At 58.1% G+C, this 21,999-nt stretch carries 22 protein-coding genes and 1 tRNA gene; 16 read left to right on the top strand and 7 right to left on the bottom strand.

The annotated features are described in order from the left end of the window. The first annotated feature begins 4 nt into the window (after positions 1–4). The 10 genes from AQ996_RS03880 (at position 5) to nagA (ending at position 9,634) form a co-directional block, all read left to right on the top strand. Entirely contained in the window at positions 5–1,090 is a 1,086-nt protein-coding gene (locus tag AQ996_RS03880; protein WP_055251214.1) for an isocitrate/isopropylmalate dehydrogenase family protein, read from the top strand. A 126-nt stretch (positions 1,091–1,216) separates the two neighbouring features. Next, positions 1,217–2,311 (top strand): hypothetical protein, encoded by a 1,095-nt coding sequence (locus AQ996_RS03875; RefSeq protein WP_055251212.1) that lies wholly within the window; start codon positions 1,217–1,219, stop codon positions 2,309–2,311. A 631-nt stretch (positions 2,312–2,942) separates the two neighbouring features. After that, on the top strand, positions 2,943–3,386 hold the full coding sequence (locus AQ996_RS03870) for a PTS sugar transporter subunit IIA (protein ID WP_035137680.1): 444 nt from the start codon (positions 2,943–2,945) through the stop codon (positions 3,384–3,386). Further along, the gene (yajC, locus tag AQ996_RS03865) at positions 3,386–3,667 is read left to right on the top strand and encodes a preprotein translocase subunit YajC (protein WP_022094612.1); all 282 of its coding nucleotides are present in this window, start codon (positions 3,386–3,388) and stop codon (positions 3,665–3,667) included. Before AQ996_RS03870 ends, yajC begins: the two co-directional genes overlap by 1 nt. Positions 3,668–3,703: 36 nt before the next feature. Further along, positions 3,704–4,186, top strand: a complete 483-nt coding sequence (gene agaV, locus AQ996_RS03860) for a PTS N-acetylgalactosamine transporter subunit IIB (RefSeq protein WP_022094611.1) — start codon at positions 3,704–3,706, stop codon at positions 4,184–4,186. A gap of 90 nt (positions 4,187–4,276) precedes the next feature. Further along, a complete protein-coding gene (locus AQ996_RS03855) occupies positions 4,277–5,077 on the top strand; it encodes a PTS mannose/fructose/sorbose/N-acetylgalactosamine transporter subunit IIC (protein WP_022094610.1) in 801 nt (266 codons plus the stop codon). Then, positions 5,067–6,149, top strand: coding sequence for a PTS system mannose/fructose/sorbose family transporter subunit IID (locus tag AQ996_RS03850; RefSeq protein WP_055251210.1), 1,083 nt, complete (start codon positions 5,067–5,069; stop codon positions 6,147–6,149). Before AQ996_RS03855 ends, AQ996_RS03850 begins: the two co-directional genes overlap by 11 nt. A 185-nt stretch (positions 6,150–6,334) precedes the next feature. Next, positions 6,335–7,066, top strand: a complete 732-nt coding sequence (locus AQ996_RS03845; protein WP_022094608.1) for a GntR family transcriptional regulator — start codon at positions 6,335–6,337, stop codon at positions 7,064–7,066. Positions 7,067–7,180: 114 nt separating this feature from the next. Continuing rightward, positions 7,181–8,347, top strand: coding sequence for an AgaS family sugar isomerase (locus AQ996_RS03840; RefSeq protein ID WP_055251207.1), 1,167 nt, complete (start codon positions 7,181–7,183; stop codon positions 8,345–8,347). Positions 8,348–8,464: 117 nt separating this feature from the next. Next, positions 8,465–9,634, top strand: coding sequence for an N-acetylglucosamine-6-phosphate deacetylase (gene nagA / locus AQ996_RS03835; RefSeq protein ID WP_055251205.1), 1,170 nt, complete (start codon positions 8,465–8,467; stop codon positions 9,632–9,634). A 74-nt stretch (positions 9,635–9,708) separates the two neighbouring features. Here nagA and AQ996_RS03830 read toward each other — a convergent pair whose 3' ends face one another. Continuing rightward, entirely contained in the window at positions 9,709–10,293 is a 585-nt protein-coding gene (locus AQ996_RS03830; RefSeq protein ID WP_253274599.1) for a flavodoxin domain-containing protein, read from the bottom strand. Positions 10,294–10,449: 156 nt separating this feature from the next. On the opposite strand from AQ996_RS03830, the gene AQ996_RS03825 reads away from it, so the two are divergent. The 3 genes from AQ996_RS03825 (at position 10,450) to AQ996_RS03815 (ending at position 12,997) form a co-directional block, all read left to right on the top strand. Next, positions 10,450–11,331 (top strand): aldose 1-epimerase family protein, encoded by an 882-nt coding sequence (locus tag AQ996_RS03825; RefSeq protein ID WP_055251201.1) that lies wholly within the window; start codon positions 10,450–10,452, stop codon positions 11,329–11,331. A 59-nt stretch (positions 11,332–11,390) separates the two neighbouring features. Further along, positions 11,391–12,326 (top strand): hexose kinase, encoded by a 936-nt coding sequence (locus AQ996_RS03820; RefSeq protein ID WP_055251199.1) that lies wholly within the window; start codon positions 11,391–11,393, stop codon positions 12,324–12,326. Between the two features lie 197 nt (positions 12,327–12,523). After that, entirely contained in the window at positions 12,524–12,997 is a 474-nt protein-coding gene (locus AQ996_RS03815) for a NanQ anomerase/TabA/YiaL family protein (RefSeq protein ID WP_055251197.1), read from the top strand. 215 nt (positions 12,998–13,212) lie between these two features. Here the strand turns inward: AQ996_RS03815 and AQ996_RS03810 are convergent. Continuing rightward, positions 13,213–13,288: transfer RNA gene (locus AQ996_RS03810), tRNA-Thr, on the bottom strand. 207 nt (positions 13,289–13,495) lie between these two features. Here AQ996_RS03810 and AQ996_RS03805 point away from each other — a divergent pair. Beyond that, positions 13,496–13,975 carry a PTS sugar transporter subunit IIB gene (locus tag AQ996_RS03805; protein ID WP_055251195.1) on the top strand — a complete coding sequence of 160 codons (480 nt, stop codon included), beginning with the start codon at positions 13,496–13,498 and terminating at the stop codon, positions 13,973–13,975. Between the two features lie 84 nt (positions 13,976–14,059). Here the strand turns inward: AQ996_RS03805 and AQ996_RS03800 are convergent, their stop codons facing one another. Beyond that, the gene (locus AQ996_RS03800) at positions 14,060–15,112 is read right to left on the bottom strand and encodes an aldose epimerase family protein (protein ID WP_055251194.1); all 1,053 of its coding nucleotides are present in this window, start codon (positions 15,110–15,112) and stop codon (positions 14,060–14,062) included. Between the two features lie 207 nt (positions 15,113–15,319). Between AQ996_RS03800 and AQ996_RS03795 the strand changes: the two genes are divergently transcribed. Beyond that, entirely contained in the window at positions 15,320–16,084 is a 765-nt protein-coding gene (locus AQ996_RS03795; RefSeq protein WP_055251192.1) for a DeoR/GlpR family DNA-binding transcription regulator, read from the top strand. Positions 16,085–16,285: 201 nt separating this feature from the next. On the opposite strand, the gene AQ996_RS03790 is transcribed toward AQ996_RS03795, so the two are convergent. From AQ996_RS03790 to AQ996_RS03775, 4 genes are all read right to left on the bottom strand, one after another. Further along, a complete protein-coding gene (locus tag AQ996_RS03790; protein WP_055251190.1) occupies positions 16,286–16,591 on the bottom strand; it encodes a type II toxin-antitoxin system RelE/ParE family toxin in 306 nt (101 codons plus the stop codon). After that, positions 16,581–16,847 carry a hypothetical protein gene (locus tag AQ996_RS03785; protein WP_055251188.1) on the bottom strand — a complete coding sequence of 89 codons (267 nt, stop codon included), beginning with the start codon at positions 16,845–16,847 and terminating at the stop codon, positions 16,581–16,583. Before AQ996_RS03785 ends, AQ996_RS03790 begins: the two co-directional genes overlap by 11 nt. Positions 16,848–17,224: 377 nt before the next feature. After that, positions 17,225–18,646, bottom strand: coding sequence for a 6-phospho-beta-galactosidase (gene lacG, locus AQ996_RS03780; RefSeq protein WP_216594992.1), 1,422 nt, complete (start codon positions 18,644–18,646; stop codon positions 17,225–17,227). Between the two features lie 75 nt (positions 18,647–18,721). Beyond that, positions 18,722–20,500: a PTS lactose transporter subunit IIBC gene (locus AQ996_RS03775; RefSeq protein WP_055251186.1), complete on the bottom strand. Its 1,779-nt coding sequence runs from the start codon at positions 20,498–20,500 to the stop codon at positions 18,722–18,724. A 284-nt stretch (positions 20,501–20,784) separates the two neighbouring features. Here AQ996_RS03775 and AQ996_RS03770 point away from each other — a divergent pair, with 284 nt between their 5' ends. Next, positions 20,785–21,786, top strand: a complete 1,002-nt coding sequence (locus tag AQ996_RS03770) for a LacI family DNA-binding transcriptional regulator (RefSeq protein ID WP_055251280.1) — start codon at positions 20,785–20,787, stop codon at positions 21,784–21,786. Positions 21,787–21,999: the final 213 nt, after the last annotated feature.

The raw sequence follows: 21,999 nt of genomic DNA, 5'->3' as shown, positions 1-21,999 counted from the left end.
GATTATGGCGCACGATGTAGTCCTGATTCCCGGTGACGGTATCGGTCCCGAGATTACGCAGGCCATGCGCCGCGTGGTCGAGGCCACCGGTGTCCAGATCAACTGGAACGTCCAGGAGGCAGGTGCCGGCGTCATGGACGAGTTTGGCACGCCGCTGCCCCAGCACGTGCTCGATGCGGTCGCCGAGACCAAGGTTGCCATCAAGGGCCCCATCACCACGCCGGTCGGCACGGGTTTCCGCAGCGTTAACGTGGCCCTGCGCAAGCACTTCGACCTGTACGCCTGCGTGCGCCCCTGCCTGTCGCAGCCGGGCGACGGCTCGCGCTTCCGCGACGTCGACCTGGTCATCGTGCGTGAGAACACCGAGGACCTCTACGCCGGGATCGAGTTCGATGAGGGCGCTGCCGAGGTCGAGGAGCTCTCACAGCTTGTCGAGCGCTCGGGTCAGAAGACCTTCGCCGCCGATTCCGCCATCTCAATTAAGCCCATCTCCATCGCCAAGAGCCGCCGCATTGTGGAGTACGCCTTTGAGTACGCCCGCCGCTGCGGCCGTAAAAAGGTGACGGCCGTGCACAAGGCCAACATTATGAAGGCGACCGATGGCCTGTTCCTGCGCGTTGCGCGCGAGGTGGCCGCCAACTATCCCGATATTGAGTTCAACGACAAGATCGTCGACGCCACCTGCATGGGCCTGGTCCAGAACCCCAACGACTTCGATGTCCTGGTGCTGCCCAACCTGTACGGCGATATCGTCAGCGACCTGTGCGCCGGCCTGGTAGGTGGCCTGGGTATGGCCCCCGGCTCCAACATCGGTGCCGACTGCGCCATCTTCGAGGCAACGCATGGCTCCGCGCCCGATATCGCTGGCCAGGATATCGCCAACCCCACGGCCGAGATTCTGTCTGCGGCTATGATGCTCGATCATCTGGGCGAGAACGATGCGGCCAATCGTATCCGCGCCGCCGTGTCCGCCACGCTCGACGAGGGTAAGCAGGTTACCGGCGACGTATGTCGTGCCCAGACCGGCTCCGTCGAGGGCGCCGTGGGCACGCAGGCCTTTGCCGATGCCGTTATCGCGCACCTGGCCTAAGACATGCAGGCTGCAAACGCCTAAATGGTACTTAAGTGTTTGCGTATAACCTAAGAATCAATACGCCCGGCACTCTGTCGGGCGTATTCTATTGAAGACTATGTTTCCTAACAAGGAGTAACTGATATGGGTCTGATTCAAAAGAAGGACGAGAAGGACGAGATCGACGGCATCCAGATCATCGAGCGCGGCGAAGGCCCCGACGGTGACGAGGACGAGAAGATCGATCTGGTCGCCGGTACGTCTGCCGAGCACATTGCCGCCGGCACGACGGCTGAGGAGGAGGATGCTCGCCTGGAGGCAAAGATCGCCGCGGACGCCGCCGACGAGAACCTCATGCCCGAGGAGCAGGACGAGGACGACGATATCCCGGCATCCAATGAGGGCGGTTGCGCATCCAAGCACAAGAAGACGATGATTGCCGCCTTCGTGGTCGCAGTCGTGATCGCTGCCGTGGTCGGCTTCTTTATTGGCAATGGTGGCTTTGGTGGCAAGGGCGTCGGTTCGTCGACCCTGACCGAGGATCAGCTCGATTCGACCGTGGCAAGCTATAGCTACAACGGCAAGAAGAGCGACATCACCGCGCGCGAGGCTATCGAGAGCCAGTACAGCCTCGATACCGTCAAGGATAGCGATGGCAACTACACCGCTCCCTCTGCCGACGTCATCCTGTCCTATGTGCGCAACAAGATTCTGCTCGATGCTGCCGAGGACGAGGGCATCACCGTCTCTTCTAAGGAGATGAAGCAGTACGCCGAGGATTCCATCGGCACTTCTGACTACAAGACCATGGCCACGCAGTACGGCGTGTCCAAGGACCAGGCCAAGCAGATCGTCCGTCAGTCCGCGACGCTGCAGAAGCTCTACAAGAAGAAGGTGGGCGATAGCTCCGCAAGCATGCCGACCGCCCCGACCGAGCCTTCTGACGGCAACGAGGAGACCGCGAGCAAGGATTACGCCGATTACATCATCAACCTTGCCGGTGACGAGTGGGATAGCGAGAAGGGCACCTGGAAGGACGCCGATAGCACCTACGCTAAGGCCTTTGCCGACGATGCCTTTACTGCCGATAGCGCTACCTATAAGCAGGCCATGACCGCCTATTACACCGCCTACCAGCAGTACTCCTCGCAGGCTTCGAGCGCCAGCTCCAAGTGGACCGAGTATGCTAACGGCCTCTACGCCAAGGCCAACATCAGCATCTACGGCCTGTTTGCGTAAGGTTTGCCTGCACTACTGCGCGCTAGCCGATCTGCCTGATTTAGCCCGCTAGAACGGACAACGTTCTAGCGGGCTTTTTGCTGCCGAAACCACTGGGGTAGGCCTTGCGCCCGCGCAAGCGCTCCATTGTGTTTCCCTAATTCATATGGGAAAACAACTGCAAACGATTGCAAGTAACCGGTGAACGGTCGAAAACTACCGTTCACCGATAATCTCAAAACTGGTTCTAACTGGTATTAAGTCAAAAAGACCAATTCACATATCTTCACAATGACCTGCAATTTTTCAACACGCTATTTTTTGCCGCCCTGCGTTGTTTAGACACAAAAAAAGTTCCGATCTTTTGCCAAAGCGTTTCGAAACGGTTTCAAAACCGCAGGTAGAAGTGTTAACGAGCGGTAAACGGTCGATTTATCACCGTGAACGGTGCAAAAACGTTTTACCGTATGAATCAACGGAAGCGGCCTCTTCTGGGGTGATATAGTGACAACAACACGTCACGTGGTTACTACCAGTTTAGAAACCACTGGTCTTCAAAGAACGCTTTCCAAGAAGCTTTAAGGGCGAGCGCCCGCTGGCTTCCGAAAATCATCGGACTCAGATTGTACACACCTTCGGAAGGGAAATTTGAATGGTTGGCTTTATTCTTACCGGTCATGGACAGTTCGCACCCGGCCTTGCAAGCGCTATCGCGATGGTTGCTGGCGACCAGCCTGCTTTTACCGTCGTTCCTTTTGAGGGCGACCAGGCCGCATCCTACGGTGAGGATCTCCGCGCCGCTATTACCGCCATGCGCGAGGAGTGCGATGGCGTGCTCGTCTTTACCGACCTGCTTGGCGGCACCCCGTTCAACCAGTCGATGATGATTGCCCAGGATGTCGACAACGTCGAGGTTCTGACTGGCACCAACCTTCCCATGGTTATTGAGCTTCTGTTCCTCCGCGGCAATGCCACGCTCGCCGAGCTTGGCGAGCAGGCCGTGACCGTTGGCCAGACGGGCGTCACCGCCCAGACGGTCGCATCCGTTGCCGGCTCCGAGGAAGAGGATATCTTCGGCGACGAGGACGGCATCTAATGGCCGATTTCGGAGCCAACGTCCTGAGCTCCTCGGTCGCCCTTTTAGGCCTGCTTGTCATCATGGGCTTGATTTACACCATCTGGTCGCAAATCAACATGAAGAAGAAGCAGAAGTACTTCAAGGAGCTGCACACCGAGCTCAAGCCGGGTCAAGAGGTTCTTTTCGCCGGCGGTATCTACGGAACCGTCAAAGGCATCGAAGGCGAGAAGGTCCAGATCAAAGTCCGATCCGGAGCCGTCGTAGATGTTTCGCGTTACGCGATTCAGGAGATCAAGTAACTGTCGTCAGCAAATAACGAAAGGAAGCTGATCAACATGGCAGAACCCAACATTCTTCTTACCCGCATCGATAACCGACTGGTTCATGGTCAGGTTGCCACCCAGTGGAACTCCACTCTGGGCTCCAACCTCATCCTCGTCGCCAACGACGACGTGGCGTCCAACACCATGCGCCAGAACCTCATGAAGATGGCCGCTCCCGCCGGCGTCGCTACGCGTTTCTTCTCCCTGCAGAAGACCATCGACGTCATTGGCAAGGCGAGCCCGCGCCAGAAGATCTTCATCGTGGCCGAAACACCGGAAGACGTGCTTACGCTCGTCAAGGGCGGTGTGCCTATAAAGAAGGTAAACATCGGCAACATGCACATGTCGGAAGGAAAGCGCCAAGTCGCCACCTCCGTCGCAGTTAACGACGAGGATGTCGCTGCGTTTAAAGAGCTGCAGGAATTGGGGGTGGAGTTGGAGATCAGGCGCGTTCCGAGCACGCCTGTTGAGGACACGAGCAAGCTCTTCTCGTAATCCTCGTGATCCACGTTGTCAGGAGTGAAACCCTGACGTTCTGTACGTGATATCCAAAGTGCGTACATACATTTTGAAAGGAGGAGCAAGATGGAATACTCGATCATCCAGATCGCTCTGGTCTTCGTCGTCACGTTCATCGCGGCAATCGACCAGTTTGACTTCCTCGAGTCTCTCTATCAGCCCATCGTCACCGGCGCCGTCATCGGTCTTATCCTTGGCGACCTCAACACCGGTCTTCTCGTGGGTGGTACCTATCAGCTCATGACGATCGGCAACATGCCGATCGGAGGCGCTCAGCCGCCTAACGCCGTCATCGGCGGCATCATGGCAGCCATTCTCGCTATCGCTACGGGTCTCGAGCCCAACGCGGCAGTCGGCCTTGCCATTCCGTTCGCCCTGCTTGGTCAGCTCGGCGTTACCCTGGTCTTCACGCTTATGTCCCCGCTTATGTCCACGGCCGATAACATGGCTCATAACGCGGACACCAAGGGCATCGAGCGCCTGAACTACTTCGCCATGGCTCTGCTCGGCCTGATCTTCGCTGTCGTCGTCACCCTGTTCTTCATCGCTGGCGCTACCATTGGTCAGACCATCGCTTCTGCCATCCCGACTTGGCTGCAGACCGGTCTGTCCGCTGCAGGCGGCATGATGCGCTTCGTCGGCTTCGCCGTCCTGCTCAAGGTTATGATGAACCGCGATATGTGGGGCTTCTTCCTCATGGGCTTTGGCCTCGCGCTCATCACCGTTGCCAACGATTCGCTGGCAACCCCTGCTCTGCTCATCCTCGCTCTCATCGGCTTCGGCATCGCTTTCTGGGACTTCCAGCAGCAGACCGAGCTGAAGGGTGCAGCTGTTTCTGACGGAGGTGACTTCGAAGATGGCATCTAATGAGTATGTGATCCCGGAGCACTACGAGGATCTCACTCCTGCTCCGCAGCTCGACCAGAAGACCCTCAACAAGATGGCTTGGCGCTCCTGCTTCCTGCAGGCATCGTTCAACTACGAGCGCATGCAGGCCGCTGGCTGGCTCTACTCCATCATCCCCGGTCTGGAGAAGATCCACACCAACAAGAACGACCTCGCGGCTTCCATGAGCCACAACCTGGAGTTCTTCAACACCCACCCGTTCCTTGTCACCTTTGTTATGGGCATCGTGCTTTCGCTCGAGCAGAACAAGGTTGACATCCCCACGATCCGCGCCGTCCGCGTCGCCGCAATGGGCCCGCTCGGTGGTATCGGTGACGCCCTGTTCTGGCTGACGCTCGTGCCTATCACGGCCGGCATCACCTCCAACATGGCCATCAACGGCAACGCCGCTGCACCGATCATCTTCCTGGTGATCTTCAACGTCGTCCAGTTCGCTCTGCGCTTCTGGCTCATGAACTGGTCCTACAAGCTTGGCACCAGCGCTATTGACGCTCTGACCGCCAACATGCAGGCCTTCACGCGTGCCGCTTCCATCATGGGCGTCTTCGTCGTCGGTTGCCTGGTCGTCACCATGGGTGGCACCCAGATCAACCTCCAGATCCCCAACGGCACCACCCGTGGTCTCTCCGCTACTACCGTGATCGTCTCCGAGAAGGAGGCCGAGAACTTCACCGGTATGGAGGGCATCGATACCGAGACCGCTGAGGCCGGTACCATCGCCATGACCGATAAGGACGGCAACGCCCTTACCGCTTCCGATGCCGACGGCAACGCTGTCGAGTGCGGCGTCACCGATCTGGGTAACGGCATGGAGTCCGTGACCTACGGCACCGTTACCGAGGATCCGGTCAACTTCTCTGTTGCCGACACCCTCAACACCATCGTCCCGAAGCTCGTCCCGCTTATGCTTACGCTGCTGCTTTACTACATGTTCGCTAAGCACAGCTGGACCCCGACCAAGGGCATTCTCCTGCTCTTCGTCCTTGGCATCCTGGGCGCTGGCCCGCTTGGTCTCTGGCCGAGCATCTGGTAAGGCTCTAGCTTGAGGGGTGTGTCCCTACGCGGCTCACACCCCGACCCCTTAAGCCATGTGTATGTTAAAAGCCGCGTGCTCGAAAGAGCGCGCGGCTTTTGTTTTCTTAATGATTCGGGTGTGGCAGACAGATAATGCATAACACCCTAGGTAGTTAGCCGAATTCGAGCAAAAGGGAGGATAGGATGGCGATCGGAGCGCGTAAGCAACCGCTGTACGATCAGCTGGTCGATATTCTGACCGAAAAGATTGACCATGAATATCGCGCCGGTGACATGATTCCTTCCGAGCGCGAACTTTCGGAGCGCTATGGTCTCTCGCGCACTACGGTACGCCTGGCTCTGCAGGAACTGGAGCGTTTAGGACTGGTGGTTCGGCAGCACGGTCGCGGTACCTTTGTGACCGACCGTTCGGCAAAAGCAACCAATCTTATGCAGTCCTACAGCTTTACCGAGCAGATGCGCGCGATGGGTCGAGAACCCGAGACCACGATTCTCGAGTTTTGCGAGATGGAGGCCGATAAGAATCTGGCCGAGCATATGGGATTGCGCATCGGTGATCGCATTTTTAAGCTCAAGCGCCTTCGCTCTGCCGACAACATGCCCATGATGGTCGAACGCAGCTATCTACCGGTTCGTCAATTTCTGTCCCTAAAGCGACCGCTGCTGGAGCGTAAGCCGCTTTACGATGTGATTGAGCAGGACTTTCAGCAAAAGATTCGCGTGGCCGAAGAGGAGTTCTATGCGAGCATAGCCCGTCCCACCGATGCCCACCTTTTGGGAATTGTCGAGGGCTCGCCTGTGCTCGATTTGGTCAGGACTACGTATAACGAGTCAAACGAGGTAGTGGAGTACACACTCTCGGTTGCTCGTGCCGATCAGTTTAAATACAAGGTTTACCACCAGCGCAGTAACTAGTGCTCGCATCGTTTCCATATGGTGATTCTTTGCATTTAACTGGTTACTACCAGATAACCAACCGAAGTGTATAATTGCACGTCAGAGGATTACTTCTAGAGAGAGGTATTAGAAATGTTCGAGAAGAGTGTCGAGGAGCTCACTGAGCTCGGCGCCCAGATCACCACGGCCGAGATTGCTCAGCAGCCCGAGCTTTGGCGTGATACGCTCAACATCTATCGCGAGAACAAGGAGGCCATCGAGGCCTTCCTGGCCGAGGCTCGCGCTATGGGCGAGGGCCGTCTGTCCGTTGTCTTCACCGGTGCCGGTACGTCCGACTACGTTGGCGATACCTGCGCTCCGTACCTGCGTCACGCTGGCAACACTGATCTCTACGACTTTAAGCCCATCGCCACGACCGACATCGTGAGCGCCCCGCGCGACTTCCTGCGCGCCGAGGATCCCACGCTCGTGGTTTCCTTTGCCCGCTCTGGCAACAGCCCCGAGAGCCTTGCCGCCGTTGCCGTTGCCAAGGAGCTCGTCCACAACGTCAAGTTCCTCAACATCACCTGCGCTCCCGAGGGCAAGCTTGCCGTCGAGTCTGCCGATGATCCCAATGCGCTGACGCTGCTCATTCCGCGCGCCAACGACAAGGGCTTCGCCATGACCGGTTCTTATTCCTGCATGACCCTGCTCTCCACCCTTATTTTCGACACTGCCTCTGACGAGCAGAAGGCCGAGTGGGTCGAGACGATTGCCAAGATGGGCGAGGAGGTCATCTCCCGTGAGCCTGAGATCGCCGATTACCTGGCTGGCGATTTCACCCGCGTGACCTACTTGGGTTCTGGCTCCTTCGGTGGCCTTGCTCAGGAGAGCCAGCTCAAGATCCTCGAGCTCGCTCACGGTCTGGTCGCTACTTCCTACGACACCTCCATGGGCTATCGTCACGGACCTAAGTCCTTCGTCGACGATAAGACGCTCGTCTTTGTGTTCGTCAACAACGACGCCTACACCCGTCAGTACGACATCGACATCCTCAACGAGATCGGTGGCGACAAGATCGCTCAGCACACTGTCGCCGTTCAGCAGGAAGGTGCCACCGTCTACGAGGGCGAGTCCTTCACCTTTAAGGGCTACGAGGCGCTTCCCGAGGGCTACCTTGCTCTGCCGTTCGTGATGTTTGCCCAGGCTATCAGCCTGCTCAACTCCGTCCGCGTGGGCAACACGCCCGATACGCCGAGCCCCACCGGCACGGTCAACCGCGTGGTTAAGGGCGTGACGATTCACCCCTTCACCGCTTAATCGCGTCCCCCTGTAAGGGCGCCCGTCCGCTCATAACGGCGGGCGGGCGCTTTTTGTTTTACGTGAGCTGGGTATAAGCATTACCACAGTCAACTGCTTTAGAAGCGAGGAGTGCATATGAGCACGTACGCAATTAAGGCTGACAAGTTCTTCTTGCCGGCAGGCCCGCAACTGGGCGGCTATCTTATGGTCGAGGATGGCGTTTTTGGCGCCTGGCAGGCCGACGAGCCCTCTTGCGAGATTAAGGACTACACGGGATCGTGGATCGCACCGGGTATGGTCGATACTCACATCCATGGCTTCTACAACCACTCAACTACCGATAACGATCCCGAGGGCATCGATATCAGCTCAACCGAGCTCGCCCGTCGCGGTACCACCAGCTGGCTGCCCACGACGTTCACCGATGGCGTCGAACAGATCAAGGACGCCTGCGCTGCTATCGCCAAGGCGGACGAGGGCCGCGGCCCCGACTTCTGCGGTGCCCGCATTCAGGGCATCTACCTGGAGGGCCCCTTCTTTACCATGAAGCACGTGGGCGCGCAGAACCCCGCTTACCTGATTGACCCCTCCGAGGAGGTTTTCGACCAGTGGCAGGAGGCTGCGGGCGGTCGCATCGTTAAGAGCGCCATGGCCGCCGAGCGCGACGGTGCCGCTGCTTATGCGGCTGCTCTGAACGCCAAGGGCGTGGTGACCAGCATCGGTCACTCCGACGCCACCTACGATGAGTGCATCGCCGCTATCAATGCCGGTGCCAGCTGCTTTACGCATACCTATAACGGCCAGCGCGGTCTGCATCACCGTGAGCCCGGTGTCGTGGGTACTGCCATGTCTACGCCCGAGACCTACGCCGAGATCATCTGTGACGGCAAGCACGTAAACCCTGCCGCCATCAAGGCGCTGCTGCAGGCAAAGGGCTGGCAGCACACGGTACTCATCACCGACTGCCTGGGTTGCGGCGGCATGCCCGAGGGCAGCTACACCAGTGGCGGCATGGACGTCATCATGAAGGACAACCTGTGCTGGCTCGCCGACGGCAAGAGCATTGCCGGCTCGGTGCTCACGCTTGCCCAGGGCGTCAAGAACATCGTCGACTGGGGCATCGCCAGCGCCGATATCGCCATTCGCATGGCAACTGAGGTGCCGGCACGCTCCGCGCACATCGAGGATAAGTGCGGCAGCATCATGCCGGGTCGCGACGCCGACTTTGTCGTGTTCGACCATGAGCTCACCCTCGTCGAGACGTATGTTGGCGGCCAGAGCGTCGGCAACGCCTTTACCGAGTAACGATAGAAAAGACGGCGGGCCCGAATCTGCTCGGACCCGCCGTATGGGTTAAACGCTCAAAAGCACCTTTACAGTTACAGCTTGCTAGCGATCTTCTTTGCCGTGCGCTTAACGCCGGCTACCAGGCCTCCTGCAGGATGCTCTTTCTCGTATGCTAGGCGCTTCTCGCGCTTGGCGTACTCTTCGACGATGATATCGCCGTACTCATCTTCGATTTTGTCGAAGAAATCGACGGCTCCCTTAATCTCTTCGGCAGTTGGGTGTCCCTTCTGGACGCCGCCGGCGAGCTTGAACGGCCCCCACGTATCAAAGCCGGGGCAGCCGTAGACACCCATAAAGATGGCCTGCCTCATGCGGCAGATGCCATCGATATCCTTGCCGTACCACTTGTTTTTGCCACCGTAGGTCATAAGGCCAAACACCTTGTCCTGCGGCTGCAGCACGTTCGTGAGCACGCGCGCCATATCTTTGTCGATCTCGGAGTAATAGATGCCCGTGGCGACGCCGATCAGATGGTATTCGTGCAGGTCGGGGTACTCGTTTTTACCGAGTGACTTCACGTCGAGGGTATCGATCTCGGGGTGCGCCTCGACGATGGCGTCCACGAGCTTTTTCGTATTGCCGTGGTGGCGTGAGGCATAAAGGATGATGGTTCGCATAAGAAGGCCTTTCAGCTGTAATTGCATCAATGTCTGTATGGTACCCCGTTGCATGGCTGGGAAACCGGACGCATCGATGAACGTGCGGGTTTGTCCTTTGGTCAGGGCCGAGACGGGTTCTTGCGAGCAAAAAGCAGTTGTTCGAAAGGATGGACAATGGAATACGCTCTCTCCAACGATTCGATTTCTATCAAGGTCTCCACGGCCGGCGGCTCGTTTACCTCGATTGAGGCTGGAGGTCGCGAGTACTTGTGGCAGGGCGATCCCGCCGTGTGGTCCGGCCAGGCACCGATTTGCTTCCCGATTTGCGGAGGCTTGCGCGATAACAGCGCCATGACGTTTGCCGGACATCATGTGAAGCTCGCCCGCCACGGCTTTGCGCGCAAGCAGGAGTGGAAGCTGTTGAGCCAAAACGTAAACGAGTTGGCGATGTGCCTGGCATCCGAGGATAACGCTGCATTGCTGAGCGATTATCCGTATCCGTTTAAGCTTGTCGCCCGCTATACGCTCGAGGACGCCGCCGTGCGCGTCTCCTATGAGGTTACTAACGAGGGCACCGAGGACATGCCGTTCTTTATCGGTGGACACCCCGGCTTTAGGTGTCCGCTCGACGAGGGCGAGGCCTATACGGACTACGAGTTGCGTTTTGAGAAAGACGAGGCTGCGGAGCTCTGCACCGCCGTTCCCTCGACCGGATTGATTGATGTGGACAGGCGCTCCAAGAACCCCATGGTGGGAAAGACGCTGCCTTTGTCGCATGAGCTCTTCGATTTTGCGGAGACCATCTTTGACGTGCTCGAGAGCCGTCAGGTCACGCTTTCCAAAAAGGGCGAGGACAAGGGCGTTCGCCTGAGCTTTGAGGGCTTCCCGTACCTCATTGTGTGGAGCAAGCCCGAGGGTGATTTTGTGGCAGTTGAACCCTGGGGCGGCCTCTCGACCTGTTCCGATGAGGATGACGTGCTTGAGCACAAGCGCGGCTGCCTTATCGCCAAGCCCAAAGAAACCATCGTGCGCTCGTTCACAATCGAGATTCTGTAGTCGCATGTAGCCAATTCGTTTTGCAAGGCATAAGGAGCCTGCGAGATAAGGAGCTAGAAATGATCCTCACCGTTACGATGAACCCGTCCGTCGATACGCGCTATCAGCTCGATGAGCTCATTATCGACGACGTCAACCGCGTGACGCCCGAAAAGACCGCCGGCGGTAAGGGCCTCAACGTGGCCCGCGTCCTGGGCCAGCTGGGCGACGATGTCGTGGCAACCGGCCTGCTTGGTGGTCATATGGGCGCCTATATGGCCGAGCTCATGGATGCCAACGGCATTAAGAATGATTTTGTGCCCATCAAGGGCGAGACCCGCATCTGCCTCAATATCCTTCATGCCGGTAACCAGACCGAGCTGCTCGAGAGCGGCCCGACGATTGCCCCCGAGGAGCTCGATGCCTTTACCGCCAAGTTCGCCGAGCTTGCGAGCAAGGCCGATGTCGTTACCATCTCGGGTTCGCTGCCCCGCGGCGTCGAGGCGGACTACTATGCCAAGATCACGGGCATTGCCGAGAACGCCGGCGCCAAGGTGCTGCTCGATACCTCGGGTGCCTCGCTTGAGGCTGCGCTCAAGTCCGAGGTCAAGCCCGAGCTGGTTAAGCCTAACCTGACCGAAATTAACGGCCTTCTGGGCACGAGCTTTACCACCGACGATGTGGACGAGCTCCGTTCCGCGCTCGCCTCTGACGCCCGCTTCTCCGATATCCCCTGGGTCGTCGTATCCATGGGCGCTGCCGGCTCCGTTGGTTTCCATAACGGCCGTGCGTTCCGCGCCAAGACCCCCGATATCCCCGCCGTTAACGCTACGGGCTCTGGCGATTCGACCATTGCCGGCTTCGCACATGCGATTGCTGCCGGCGCCGACGACGAGACGGTGCTGCGTACCGCCAACACCTGCGGCAAGCTCAATGCCATGGATCCCATGACTGGCCACTTGGTTATGGATCGTTGGGACGAGGTTTACAACGGCGTTGTCGTGACCGAGCTGTAGGAGCTTGTGCTGCGGCCCCGGCATCGGTTGCTAGCTCATGTCGACGACAAGTGCAGTAGCATTATGCCGGGGCGCGACGCCGACACTGTCGTGTTCAATCCCGACCTTACCCTGGTCGAGACGTATGTGGGTGGCAACAGCGTCGGTAATGCGTTTGCCGAGTAGCCGCCAAAGAAACGATCCGAGAGGGGATTTAGATGATTTACGGTGCACTGGGCGATATCGAGGAATACCGCGGAATGCTCAAGGGCCTCGACGTGCTGATCGATTGGCTCGAGGAGAACGATCCGGCGGAGCTCGAGGTCGGCAGCCATCCGATTCTGGGCGACAAGGTCTTTGCGAACGTCATGGCTCCCACGACGCGTCTCGAGGCCGAGGCTCACTATGAGACGCATCAGCGCTATCACGACCTGCAGATTGACGTCGAGGGTCGCGAGGCCTTTAAGGTTGCCACGGGCAGTCTGACGCTCGTTCAGGAGTTTGACGAGAAGGACGACTACGATCTGGTCGATTCCGACGCCTCAATCGCCGGCGATCTTGCTGACGACAAGTTTGCGCTGTTTGTTGCCGGCGAGCCTCACATGCCCACGCTCGAGTTCCCGGGCGATGGCGCACAGCCGGTCAAGAAGATCTGCTTTAAGCTGCTTGCAGATGCCTACTGGGAGGAGTAGCGAGCTGCCCGGCTGAGCTGTTCGTCTGATGGCGTGATTTCCCTAGGGGAATCACGCTAGGACCCCGCCAAGCGTGTTTTCCCTAGGGGAATCACGTTTGGCGGGGTTTTCTGTTTATGAATAGGGGAGCTGAAGCCGTGACGATGCTTGGGTTGGCGTACACACACTCAAAATCGGCAACAAAAAAGCCGCCCGAAGGCGGCTATCTTGTGCAATGGAGCCAGCGACCGGGCTCGAACCGGTGACCCCCGCTTTACGAGAGCGGTGCTCTACCAACTGAGCTACGCTGGCGGCCATGTGGTGACGCAACTGAGGCGTCAACGGCTGTCTATAATACGGGACATCGCACATCCGCGCAAGTGTTCTGACGGCTTTTCTCACTTTAAATGCACTAATATTAGAGGCGTGATGTCTGCGGTGCCCATTTGGTGCTTGACCTGCTGTCGAGTTGGTGGCCGACGTCCCGCTCGTATGGGTCTCAAACAGAATGGGGCAGCCATGGCTCAACTCAAGATCCTTCTCACGCGTATCGACGACCGTTTCATTTACGGGCAAGACGTTGAGCTGTGGAACGGGACTGTGGGTTCCAATCTTGTCTTAATCGTCAACGATGAGATCGCGGCGGATTCGCGCCAATGGGCACCCATGAGGGTGGCGGCGCCAGAAGGCGTTTGGATGCGGTTTTTCTCGGTGCAAAGGGCCATCGACATCATACATACCGCAACGCCGCGTCAATGGATTCTGATTATGGTGGCCTCGCCCGCCGATGCGCTCGCGCTGGTTAAGGGCGGTGTGCCGATCACCAAGATCAGTATCGGCCATATGCAGGTAGGGGAGGGCAAGCACCCCATAACGCCCGCAGTCGCCGTAGACGACGCAGATGTCGCCGCCCTCAAAGAGCTGCAAAAGCTCGGAGTGGAGCTGGAAATTCGCTATCTCCCCAGCTCTAATCCCGACTCCATCCAACTGGTCATTTAAGAATGTCCTCAATGACTAGGTAGCAAAGCGCCCGTCGGCGGTGGTGCCGGCGGGCGCTGCTGTGCGAGATGTCGCGTTGTGGGCCTAGTGCCTCATAAAGTGGTATTCGATCATATTGCTGTAGGGGTGACCCGGACCCACAATGCCCTGCGGGAACAGCGGCTGGTGCGGCGTGTCGGGGTACATCTCGGCCTCGAGGGCAAAGCCGGCGCCCCAGCCATAGTTGGCATCGTCCTTGGCGTGCTCGTCGCCCAGCCAGTTGCCGGTGTAGAGCTGCACGCCCGGGGCGGCGGTGTAGTAGTCCAGCTCACGACCGGTCCACATCTCCTCGACATGTAGGGCGCGACGCAGATTGCGGCCGTACTGATAGCCATCGATGCACAGGCAGTGATCGTAGCCACGGGCCTGCTTAATCTGCGGGTCGTCGGCCTCCATGCCGGGTGCGACGGGGCGCAGCTCGCGAAAGTCAAACGGTGTTCCCTCGACCGGAGCGATTTCGCCGGTGGGGATGTTCTGCTCGTTAATGGGCAAGTAGTGGGCAGCGTTGGCGATAAAGAAGTGCTCACAGTCCATGCCGGCGTTATGGCCGGCAAGGTTAAAGTACGTGTGGTTGGTCATGGACACGTAGGTGGCGCGGTCGCTCTCGCAACCATACTCGATGCGGAAGACGCCGGTGCGCGTAACGGTAAACACAGCCGTAAAGGTTCGGTTGCCGGGCAGGCCCAGCTCGCCATCCTTAAGCGAGGTGGTCATGCGCACGGCGTTGTGAGTCTCGTCGAGCTCAACGTCCCACACGCGTTTATGCAGGCCGTGCTCAAGATCGCTGTGCAGGTTGTTGGCGCCCTCGTTGGCCGGCATATGCCAGTCCGTGCCGTCGATGGTGATCGTGGCACCCGCGGTGCGGTTTGCCACGGGACCGATGGTCGCGCCAAAGCAGGCGGGGTTGTCAAAGTAATCCTCGAGCTTATCGAAGCCCAGCACCACATCGCGCACGTTGCCGGGAATGTCGGGCACATCGATACCAAGCACGGTGGCGCCATAGTCCATAATGCGAACGCAGATCTCGGGCCCGTTGAGGGTGTAACGGTGAACGGGGGTGCCGCACGGCGCGGTGCCGAAAAGCTCGGAAGTGATCATTTGGTTCCTAACATCGAGGTATTTCGGACAAACTGTAGCGCGAACAGGCGAGATTATCACTACACCCCACTAAAGCAGGGGGTATTTTTCTCAAAAAAAGTGATGATTGGAGCTGTGCGGGTGTTCATTTTTGACGCGCACGAGTCTGATACAATTTGTTCGTTACTGTTTGAATGATATGCGCGCAAAGAACGGCGAGGATTCATCGTGATTAAGGCAGAACGACAGGATAAGGTTCGGCAGCTGCTCGAGGAACAGGGCACGGTCTCGGTCAAGGAGATTTCGGACGCGCTGGGCGTCTCGGATATGACGATTCGCCGCGACCTTGAGGAACTTGCGAGCCTGGGCGAGATTGAGCGCGTGCACGGTGGAGCCCGTAGCGCGCAGGGCCGTCCCCACGCTATGTTGCGCCACGAGTATTCGCACAGCGAAAAGCGCACTAAGCATGCCGAGGAAAAGCTGCAGATCGCGCGCCGCGCCGTTGAGCTCATCGAGGAGGGCTCGACCATCTTTTTGGGTACGGGTACCACGGTTGAGCAGATGGCCTCGATGCTGCCGGCGTTTCGCCTGCGCATCGTGACCAATTCGCTTTCGGTGTTTAACTTGCTTGAGGCGCGCGAAGACTGCGACCTGTGCCTCGTGGGCGGTATGTACCGTCGCCGCACCGCCGCTTTTGTGGGACCAACGGCCGAGGATACCCTGCGCGCGCTGGGCATCGATGCGGCGTTTATCGGCGCCAACGGCATTCTGGATGGTGACGTGTCTACGTCCAATATGGATGAGGGCCGTATCCAGCAGCTCGCTTTTAGCAAGGCAGACTCGCGCTATCTGATCGCCGATTCCAGCAAGATCGGCAAGCGCGACTTCTACACCTTCTGCCGCTTGGACAGCCTGGACGCCGTGGTGTGCGAACCGGGTATCGCCGCCGAGAATCGTGCCGCCATCGAGGAACACACGCAGGTCATCTGCTAGCTAGCGCTGCAGGCGATGCTTCTGCCCTCTGCCGGCGCGGGGGTTATTGCATCAATATGGCGTGCAGAATGACACATAAAAGTTAAAACGTCATTTACGCGTCAAAAAATATGAGACGTAAAAATTTGCGCGTCATTTTACGCGTCAATGTGACGTGAAATGACACGCAAATGCGCTCGGGCCAAGTATTCAGCTTGTGGGCTATACCAGGCGGGCGTAGTCCTGTGACTGATGAAAGATGTGGGCGATATAGATTGTTTCGTGCTCAAACTTGTATAGACACACGTAGTTGTTGACGGGAAACGATCGGTAATTACGTGCCGCCAGCTCTTGCATGTGCGAGAGGGGACGTAAAAGCGGCTGCTCGCGAAGCAGGTCAAGCTGATATTCAAACTCAGCGACAAAATTGCCTGCTGCACGCGGATTCTTGAGGATTTGAGCAAGGTATCCGACAATACTCTCGTACTCATATCGCGCGCTTTTGAGGATTACGACGTTATAGGCCATATTTGTCTCGTATCGAAGCCGCGAAGGATTCGTAGTCGCTGTAGTCGCCTTGCGATATTTCGTCTTCTGCCAACATCATACGAGACAGCAGTTTTGCCTTGGCGATTTCTTCTTGCATGAGGCGATACTGGTCGCTGCTGATGCAGTGCATGGCCTCGTAGCCGTTCTTAGTTACGGTGACGTCGCGCTCAGACTCAACAAGCGTGGTGAATGCAGCAGTGTCCTTCATATCTCGGACGGGCACACAAGCTGACATGGGTACCTCCTTTGCGTTGGGACACAATTGTACCACGGTATATTAAAACGTCGGCGTCGTCGAATTATCTTAATCTGTAACAGTTGGGAGTAGAAAACCGGGTTAGATGTTACAGATCGAGATATTCTGCTTCGGGCTACCCGTTTGTCTCGATCTGTAACAGGTAGACGTGAAAAAACGGGCTACGTGTTACAGATCGAGATCTTCAAGTTCGGGCCGCGCGTTTGTCTTGATCTGTAACAGGTAGGACCAAAAATCCCTGCTAGATGTTACAGATTGAGACAAACGGCCTGCTCGGGCCGAGCCAAAATAAAAAAGGCCGCATGCGAACCCGTGGAGGGATTCGCATGCGGCCGACAGGGGGTACGCGGCTTGAATTAGGCCATGAGCAGGCCGGTCTCCGCGACGTTCTTGTACCAGTACGCGCTCGCCTTGGGATAGCGCTTCTGGGTCTCGAAGTCGATGTAGAACAGGCCGTAACGTTTGTTGTAGCCGTTGGTCCAGGAGAACTGGTCCTGTAGCGACCACACAAAGTAGCCGTCGACGTTCACGCCGCCGTCGATTGCCTTGAGGATCCACGCGAGATGCTGGCGCATGTAATCGATGCGAGGGGCGTCGTCGATAAAGCCGTCCTCAAAGTCGTCCTTATAGCCCATGCCGTTCTCGGTGATGTAGATCTTCTTGTAGTTGGGGTAATCGTTCTTAATGCGCAGCAGCAGGTCGTAGAGGCCCTCGGGATAGATAATCCAGTCCCAGTCGGTGGTGGGTACGCCTTCGCGCACGCATGACTCGCCCACGCCCTTGAGGAACCAGCGCGAGGAGCCCTTGTCGCCGGTGCCATTGTGGTTGATGTCGTTTTCGCCCTCGGCGGCACGCAGGAACTGGCACTTGTAGGTGTTGACACCCAGGCAATCGTTGTAGGGGAGCGCGGCGGTCAGCGCGGCGATGTCCTCGTCGCGGACGTCGAGCTCGCCGCCGGCGATATGGGCCAGCTTGGTCGCAGCCTCCATGGTGTCGGCTGCATAGTGGCCGCGGAAGGTGGCGTCGAGTACCCAGCGGTTGTTGATGACGTCGGCCATGCGAGCTGCCTCGCAGTCGGCGGCGTTGTTGGGGTCGAGGGGATACTTGGGCTCCAGGTTCTGGACAATGCCGATCTCGCCCTCAAAGCCGCCCTCATGGAAGGCGACGACAGCCTTGGCGTGGGCCACCATCATGTTGTGCATGAGCTGGAAGGCCTTGTCCAGGCGATACTTCTCGCCGTGCGGCCAGTTGCCAACAATAAAGCTGCCCTCGGCGGTCGCGGGAATCTCGTTAAAGGTAAACCAGTGCTTGACCTCGGTGAACTCGGCAAAGCAGAACTTGGCGTACTCGACAAAGGCGTCGATGGTCGTGCGCGTCAGGAATCCCTCGCCGCCGCCCTGGTAGAAGGCCTCGGGTGTATCAAAGTGATCGAGCGTGACATAGGGGATAACGCCGGCTTTGTTGCAGGTGGCAAAGAGCTCGTGATAGAAGGCGACGCCCTCGGGGTTGATCTCGCCGGTGCCGTTGGGGAAGATGCGGCTCCAAGCGATGGAGACACGGATGCCGTTGATGCCGAAGCGCTGGCACAAGTCGATATCGACCGGATATTTGTTGTAGAAGTCGCTTGCAGGATCGGGGGAGAAGCGACCCTGAGCAGCCAGGAAATCGTCCCAGGGCACTTTGCCCTTGCCGTGCGTGCGGGTTTCGCCCTCAACCTGGTAAGCGGCGGTGGCGCCGCCAAACACAAAGCCGTCGGGGAACTGCATGGGGTTGGTCATGAGTCATCCTTTCTGTGGGATACGAAAAGGGAGAGGTGCCCAAACTGGGGGTCCGGGCACCAACAGAGGGAGGAACTAGTCGAGGTTCTCGCGGAGCCACTTGATGGCGCCAGCGGGGTCGCGGGTAAGGTCGATATATTCCTTACCGCGCGGGGCGAGCAGCTTAATGCCCAGGCGATCGGTGTCGGCCTTCATGTCGTTGTAGTAGCTACGAACCTGCGGGGCAAGCACGATGACGTCGTACTGATCCATGATGGCAGTGTGCTGGCCATAAGCGCCGGCAGAGGAAGCGATGTTCTCTCCGGTCTGCGCAGCGCCTTCCTTGATGGCGTTGGCAAGCATGGCAGAGGTGCCGGCGCCGGCGCACAGGACGAGGACCTTCAGGCCATCGACGTCCTTTTTGGTGGATGCGTCGGCGGCGGGCTCGAGCTGATCGGCGACAGGCTTGCTGTCGGCGACAGCGGCGGTCGGCTCGACAGAAGCGGTAGTCTGCTCGACAACGGGCGCAGAGGCGTTGGCGGCGATGGCGGCAGCACCATCGGACTCAAGACCCAGCTCGGCGGCGCGCTCGGCCTCCTGGTCGCAGAGCAGCTTATCGTATGCCTTCAAGAACGGCAGGTAGATGATGGCGTCCAGCAAAATGATGATCGCGACAAATACCAGGGCAATAAGCTGGAAGTTCGTGGTGATGAAAATGCCGATGGGGGCGGGGGTGGCCCAAGGCACCACGAAGGAGAAGCCGTTCATGCCCACGTTATCGATAAAGAACTTGGCAACACTCACGTTGACGCAGCCGGCGGTAACAAAGGGGATGAGCATGTAGGGGTTAAGGATCATCGGCGCGCCAAAGAGCAGCGGTTCGTTGACGGCGAAGGCAACAGGAACAATCGAGGCCTTACCGACGGCCTTGAGCTGCTTGGACTTCATAAAGAGAATCAGCAGAAGCGGCACGATGAACGTGGCGCCGGTGCCTCCGAACTCACCCACGAGCGACATGTTAAAGGTGAGGGAGTGGGCGGGGTGGCCGCCTGCCAGCAGAACCTGCAGGTTCTCGGCCTGGTTGGCAAGACGGATGGGGTCGATGCCCGGCTGGACGATCGAGGGGCCGTGGACACCGATGAACCAGAAGAACGCGGTGGCTGCCTGGATAAGGATAAGGCCAGGATAGGTTTCTGCAGCGGTAAAGAGCGGGGAGAGCAGTTTGATAAGCAGCTCGGAGAACGGAACGCCCATGAGGTTGCGCACGATGACATCGATGATGCCGCAGATGATGACGGCGCCGCCAAAGGGGATGATGTCGCGGAAGTTCTGAGCGATGGCGCCCGGGACCTCCTTGGGCAGCTTGATGGTCAGATCGCGCGAGACGCAGAACTTATAGACCCACACGGTAATGAACGCGGCGATATAGGCCGAGAACAGACCGCGCGTACCCATGCTGGTGCAATCGAAGACCGAAAGCTCGGAGCCGTCGAGCTTGGTGGTGAACTGCGTGACTGCGAGCAGCAGCATACTGCATTGGGCGGCCACCATGGTGGAACCGTCGTTGAGCACTTTGCCGGCGGGCATGCGACGGTTCATGGATGCCGTGAAGTTCTTGGCGGTGGTGCCGGCAACCATGATGCCCATGACGCCCATGGTGAAGTTGTACAGCTTGTTGCACCAGTCGAGGAGCGGCTGGGGCAGCGTGATGCCGACCACGCCGGGAAGCGTGGCGATCAGCAGGAAGATCGAAGAGGTGAGGACAATGGGCATGCACCCAAGGAATCCGTCCTTGATGGCCTGGAGGTAGATGTTCCTCGAGATCTTCTCAAAGAACGGTTGATGCTTTTCGAGCATCTTTACGATGGCGTCCATAGAGCTCCTTTGCTGCTTGATGCGCGATGCATGTGGATGGAACTGGTCGTCGATGGATGGTCAGGACTGCCCGGAAACCTTCCTGCTTAAGGAAGGCATTGCGAAATGACAACGTTGTCATTTCGTTAATGACAACGTAAGACATTTTTGGAAGAGCAACAAGGATTTACGGGTGAACGGTCGATATTGTCCGATAAACGGCTGATTTGTCAGTCGGGCAGGTAGTGTATGCTAGAACACAAAAAACAAGCGATGCAAAACCAACTGGAGAAGTAGTGGCAACGATGGACAAGAAAAATGTCTCGATGAACGATGTGGCAGTTGCCGCGGGCGTTTCTCTCAAGACGGTGTCGCGCGTGATCAACGAGCCCGATAGTGTGCGAGAGTCGACGCGCGATAGGGTCCATGCGGCCATGGAGGAGCTTGGGTTCCGGGCGAACTTTGCCGCGCGTTCACTCAAGTTGGGCCGTTACGGGTGCATCGGCGTGGTGGTGTTCCACTTGTCGGGCGGCGCCGTGGACATGATCGACGGTATCGCCGATGCCGCCGAAGAGCGAGGCTTTGCTCTCACGGTGATCAAAAAGCGGGCGGGGGAGAAGATGACCCTTGCCGAAGCGGCGCATAGGATGTCGCAGCTTCCCGTCGACGGCATGATTTTCAACCTGCGCCAGATGGTCGATGACTTTGATACCTTTGAGGCGCCGAAAGACCTCAAGACGGTGATTATCACACCGATGGAGCATCCTACCTGCTCCACCGTCAGTGACGATCAAGAGGGCGGCGCGCGCATGGCGTGTGAGTACTTCTTGAATCACGGGCACAAGAACGTGTACTTCGTCTCTGGTAAGAAAGAATCGCTGTCGAGCCAGTGTCGTATGAAAGGTTGGCGTGCGGCACTCGAGGCGCGTGGCATTGAGCCGCCCGAGCCTCTGCAAGGCGATTGGAATGCGGATAGTGGCTATGCCGCGGGCCTTGTGCTTGCCGATAAACCCGATTGCACGGCGGTCCTCGCTGCTAACGACTGCATGGCAAACGGCGTGATGATGGCTCTACGTGACAAAGGGCTCAGTGTGCCCGAAGACGTGTCCGTGATCGGCTTCGACGATGAGCTTTACAAGACGATACCCAATTCGATTCTGACGTCGGTGAAGTTTCGCCACCGCGAGCTGGGCATCCGTGCGCTTAACGAGGTCGTCGCAGGTCTGGAAGCCCCGAGCTCCAGAAGCCGCACGCTCGTCTCGGGCGTGTTGGTCGAGCGTTCCAGCGTAAAGGACCTGCGGGCATAGACGTGCTCGGCTCGTTCATCTCGATCTGTAACAGGTAGGACCAAAAATCCCTGCTAGATGTTACAGATCGAGACAAACGGCCCTCGAACCGCCCAAAAACAAAAGGCTCTGTTAGACCGGAATTGACACGACCGGCCGCTCCCTTGCCCTCAAGTTGATCTATCGCGGCCGTTGGGGCGAGCCGGTGCCATCCTCGTCGGCCTTCTCGGCGGG

Source organism: Collinsella aerofaciens (genome assembly GCF_001404695.1).
Classification (GTDB): Bacteria; Actinomycetota; Coriobacteriia; order Coriobacteriales; family Coriobacteriaceae; genus Collinsella; species Collinsella aerofaciens_E.
The sequence above is the reverse complement of the archived record's forward strand: the minus strand, read 5'-3'. Positions and strand labels throughout refer to the sequence as shown.

Excerpts from the sequence above, each read along its gene's own strand:
- AQ996_RS03855 (WP_022094610.1), top strand. The coding sequence starts at position 4,277 with ATGGAATACTCGATCATCCAGATCGCTCTGGTCTTCGTCGTCACGTTC.
- AQ996_RS03840 (WP_055251207.1), top strand. The coding sequence starts at position 7,181 with ATGTTCGAGAAGAGTGTCGAGGAGCTCACTGAGCTCGGCGCCCAGATC.
- AQ996_RS03870 (WP_035137680.1), top strand. The coding sequence starts at position 2,943 with ATGGTTGGCTTTATTCTTACCGGTCATGGACAGTTCGCACCCGGCCTT.
- AQ996_RS03805 (WP_055251195.1), top strand. The coding sequence starts at position 13,496 with ATGGCTCAACTCAAGATCCTTCTCACGCGTATCGACGACCGTTTCATT.
- AQ996_RS03785 (WP_055251188.1), bottom strand. The coding sequence starts at position 16,847 with ATGTCAGCTTGTGTGCCCGTCCGAGATATGAAGGACACTGCTGCATTC.
- AQ996_RS03825 (WP_055251201.1), top strand. The coding sequence starts at position 10,450 with ATGGAATACGCTCTCTCCAACGATTCGATTTCTATCAAGGTCTCCACG.
- AQ996_RS03770 (WP_055251280.1), top strand. The coding sequence starts at position 20,785 with ATGGACAAGAAAAATGTCTCGATGAACGATGTGGCAGTTGCCGCGGGC.
- AQ996_RS03830 (WP_253274599.1), bottom strand. The coding sequence starts at position 10,293 with ATGCGAACCATCATCCTTTATGCCTCACGCCACCACGGCAATACGAAA.
- AQ996_RS03790 (WP_055251190.1), bottom strand. The coding sequence starts at position 16,591 with ATGGCCTATAACGTCGTAATCCTCAAAAGCGCGCGATATGAGTACGAG.
- yajC (WP_022094612.1), top strand. The coding sequence starts at position 3,386 with ATGGCCGATTTCGGAGCCAACGTCCTGAGCTCCTCGGTCGCCCTTTTA.
- AQ996_RS03875 (WP_055251212.1), top strand. The coding sequence starts at position 1,217 with ATGGGTCTGATTCAAAAGAAGGACGAGAAGGACGAGATCGACGGCATC.
- agaV (WP_022094611.1), top strand. The coding sequence starts at position 3,704 with ATGGCAGAACCCAACATTCTTCTTACCCGCATCGATAACCGACTGGTT.
- AQ996_RS03880 (WP_055251214.1), top strand. The coding sequence starts at position 5 with ATGGCGCACGATGTAGTCCTGATTCCCGGTGACGGTATCGGTCCCGAG.
- nagA (WP_055251205.1), top strand. The coding sequence starts at position 8,465 with ATGAGCACGTACGCAATTAAGGCTGACAAGTTCTTCTTGCCGGCAGGC.
- AQ996_RS03820 (WP_055251199.1), top strand. The coding sequence starts at position 11,391 with ATGATCCTCACCGTTACGATGAACCCGTCCGTCGATACGCGCTATCAG.
- AQ996_RS03800 (WP_055251194.1), bottom strand. The coding sequence starts at position 15,112 with ATGATCACTTCCGAGCTTTTCGGCACCGCGCCGTGCGGCACCCCCGTT.
- lacG (WP_216594992.1), bottom strand. The coding sequence starts at position 18,646 with ATGACCAACCCCATGCAGTTCCCCGACGGCTTTGTGTTTGGCGGCGCC.
- AQ996_RS03850 (WP_055251210.1), top strand. The coding sequence starts at position 5,067 with ATGGCATCTAATGAGTATGTGATCCCGGAGCACTACGAGGATCTCACT.
- AQ996_RS03815 (WP_055251197.1), top strand. The coding sequence starts at position 12,524 with ATGATTTACGGTGCACTGGGCGATATCGAGGAATACCGCGGAATGCTC.
- AQ996_RS03775 (WP_055251186.1), bottom strand. The coding sequence starts at position 20,500 with ATGGACGCCATCGTAAAGATGCTCGAAAAGCATCAACCGTTCTTTGAG.
- AQ996_RS03845 (WP_022094608.1), top strand. The coding sequence starts at position 6,335 with ATGGCGATCGGAGCGCGTAAGCAACCGCTGTACGATCAGCTGGTCGAT.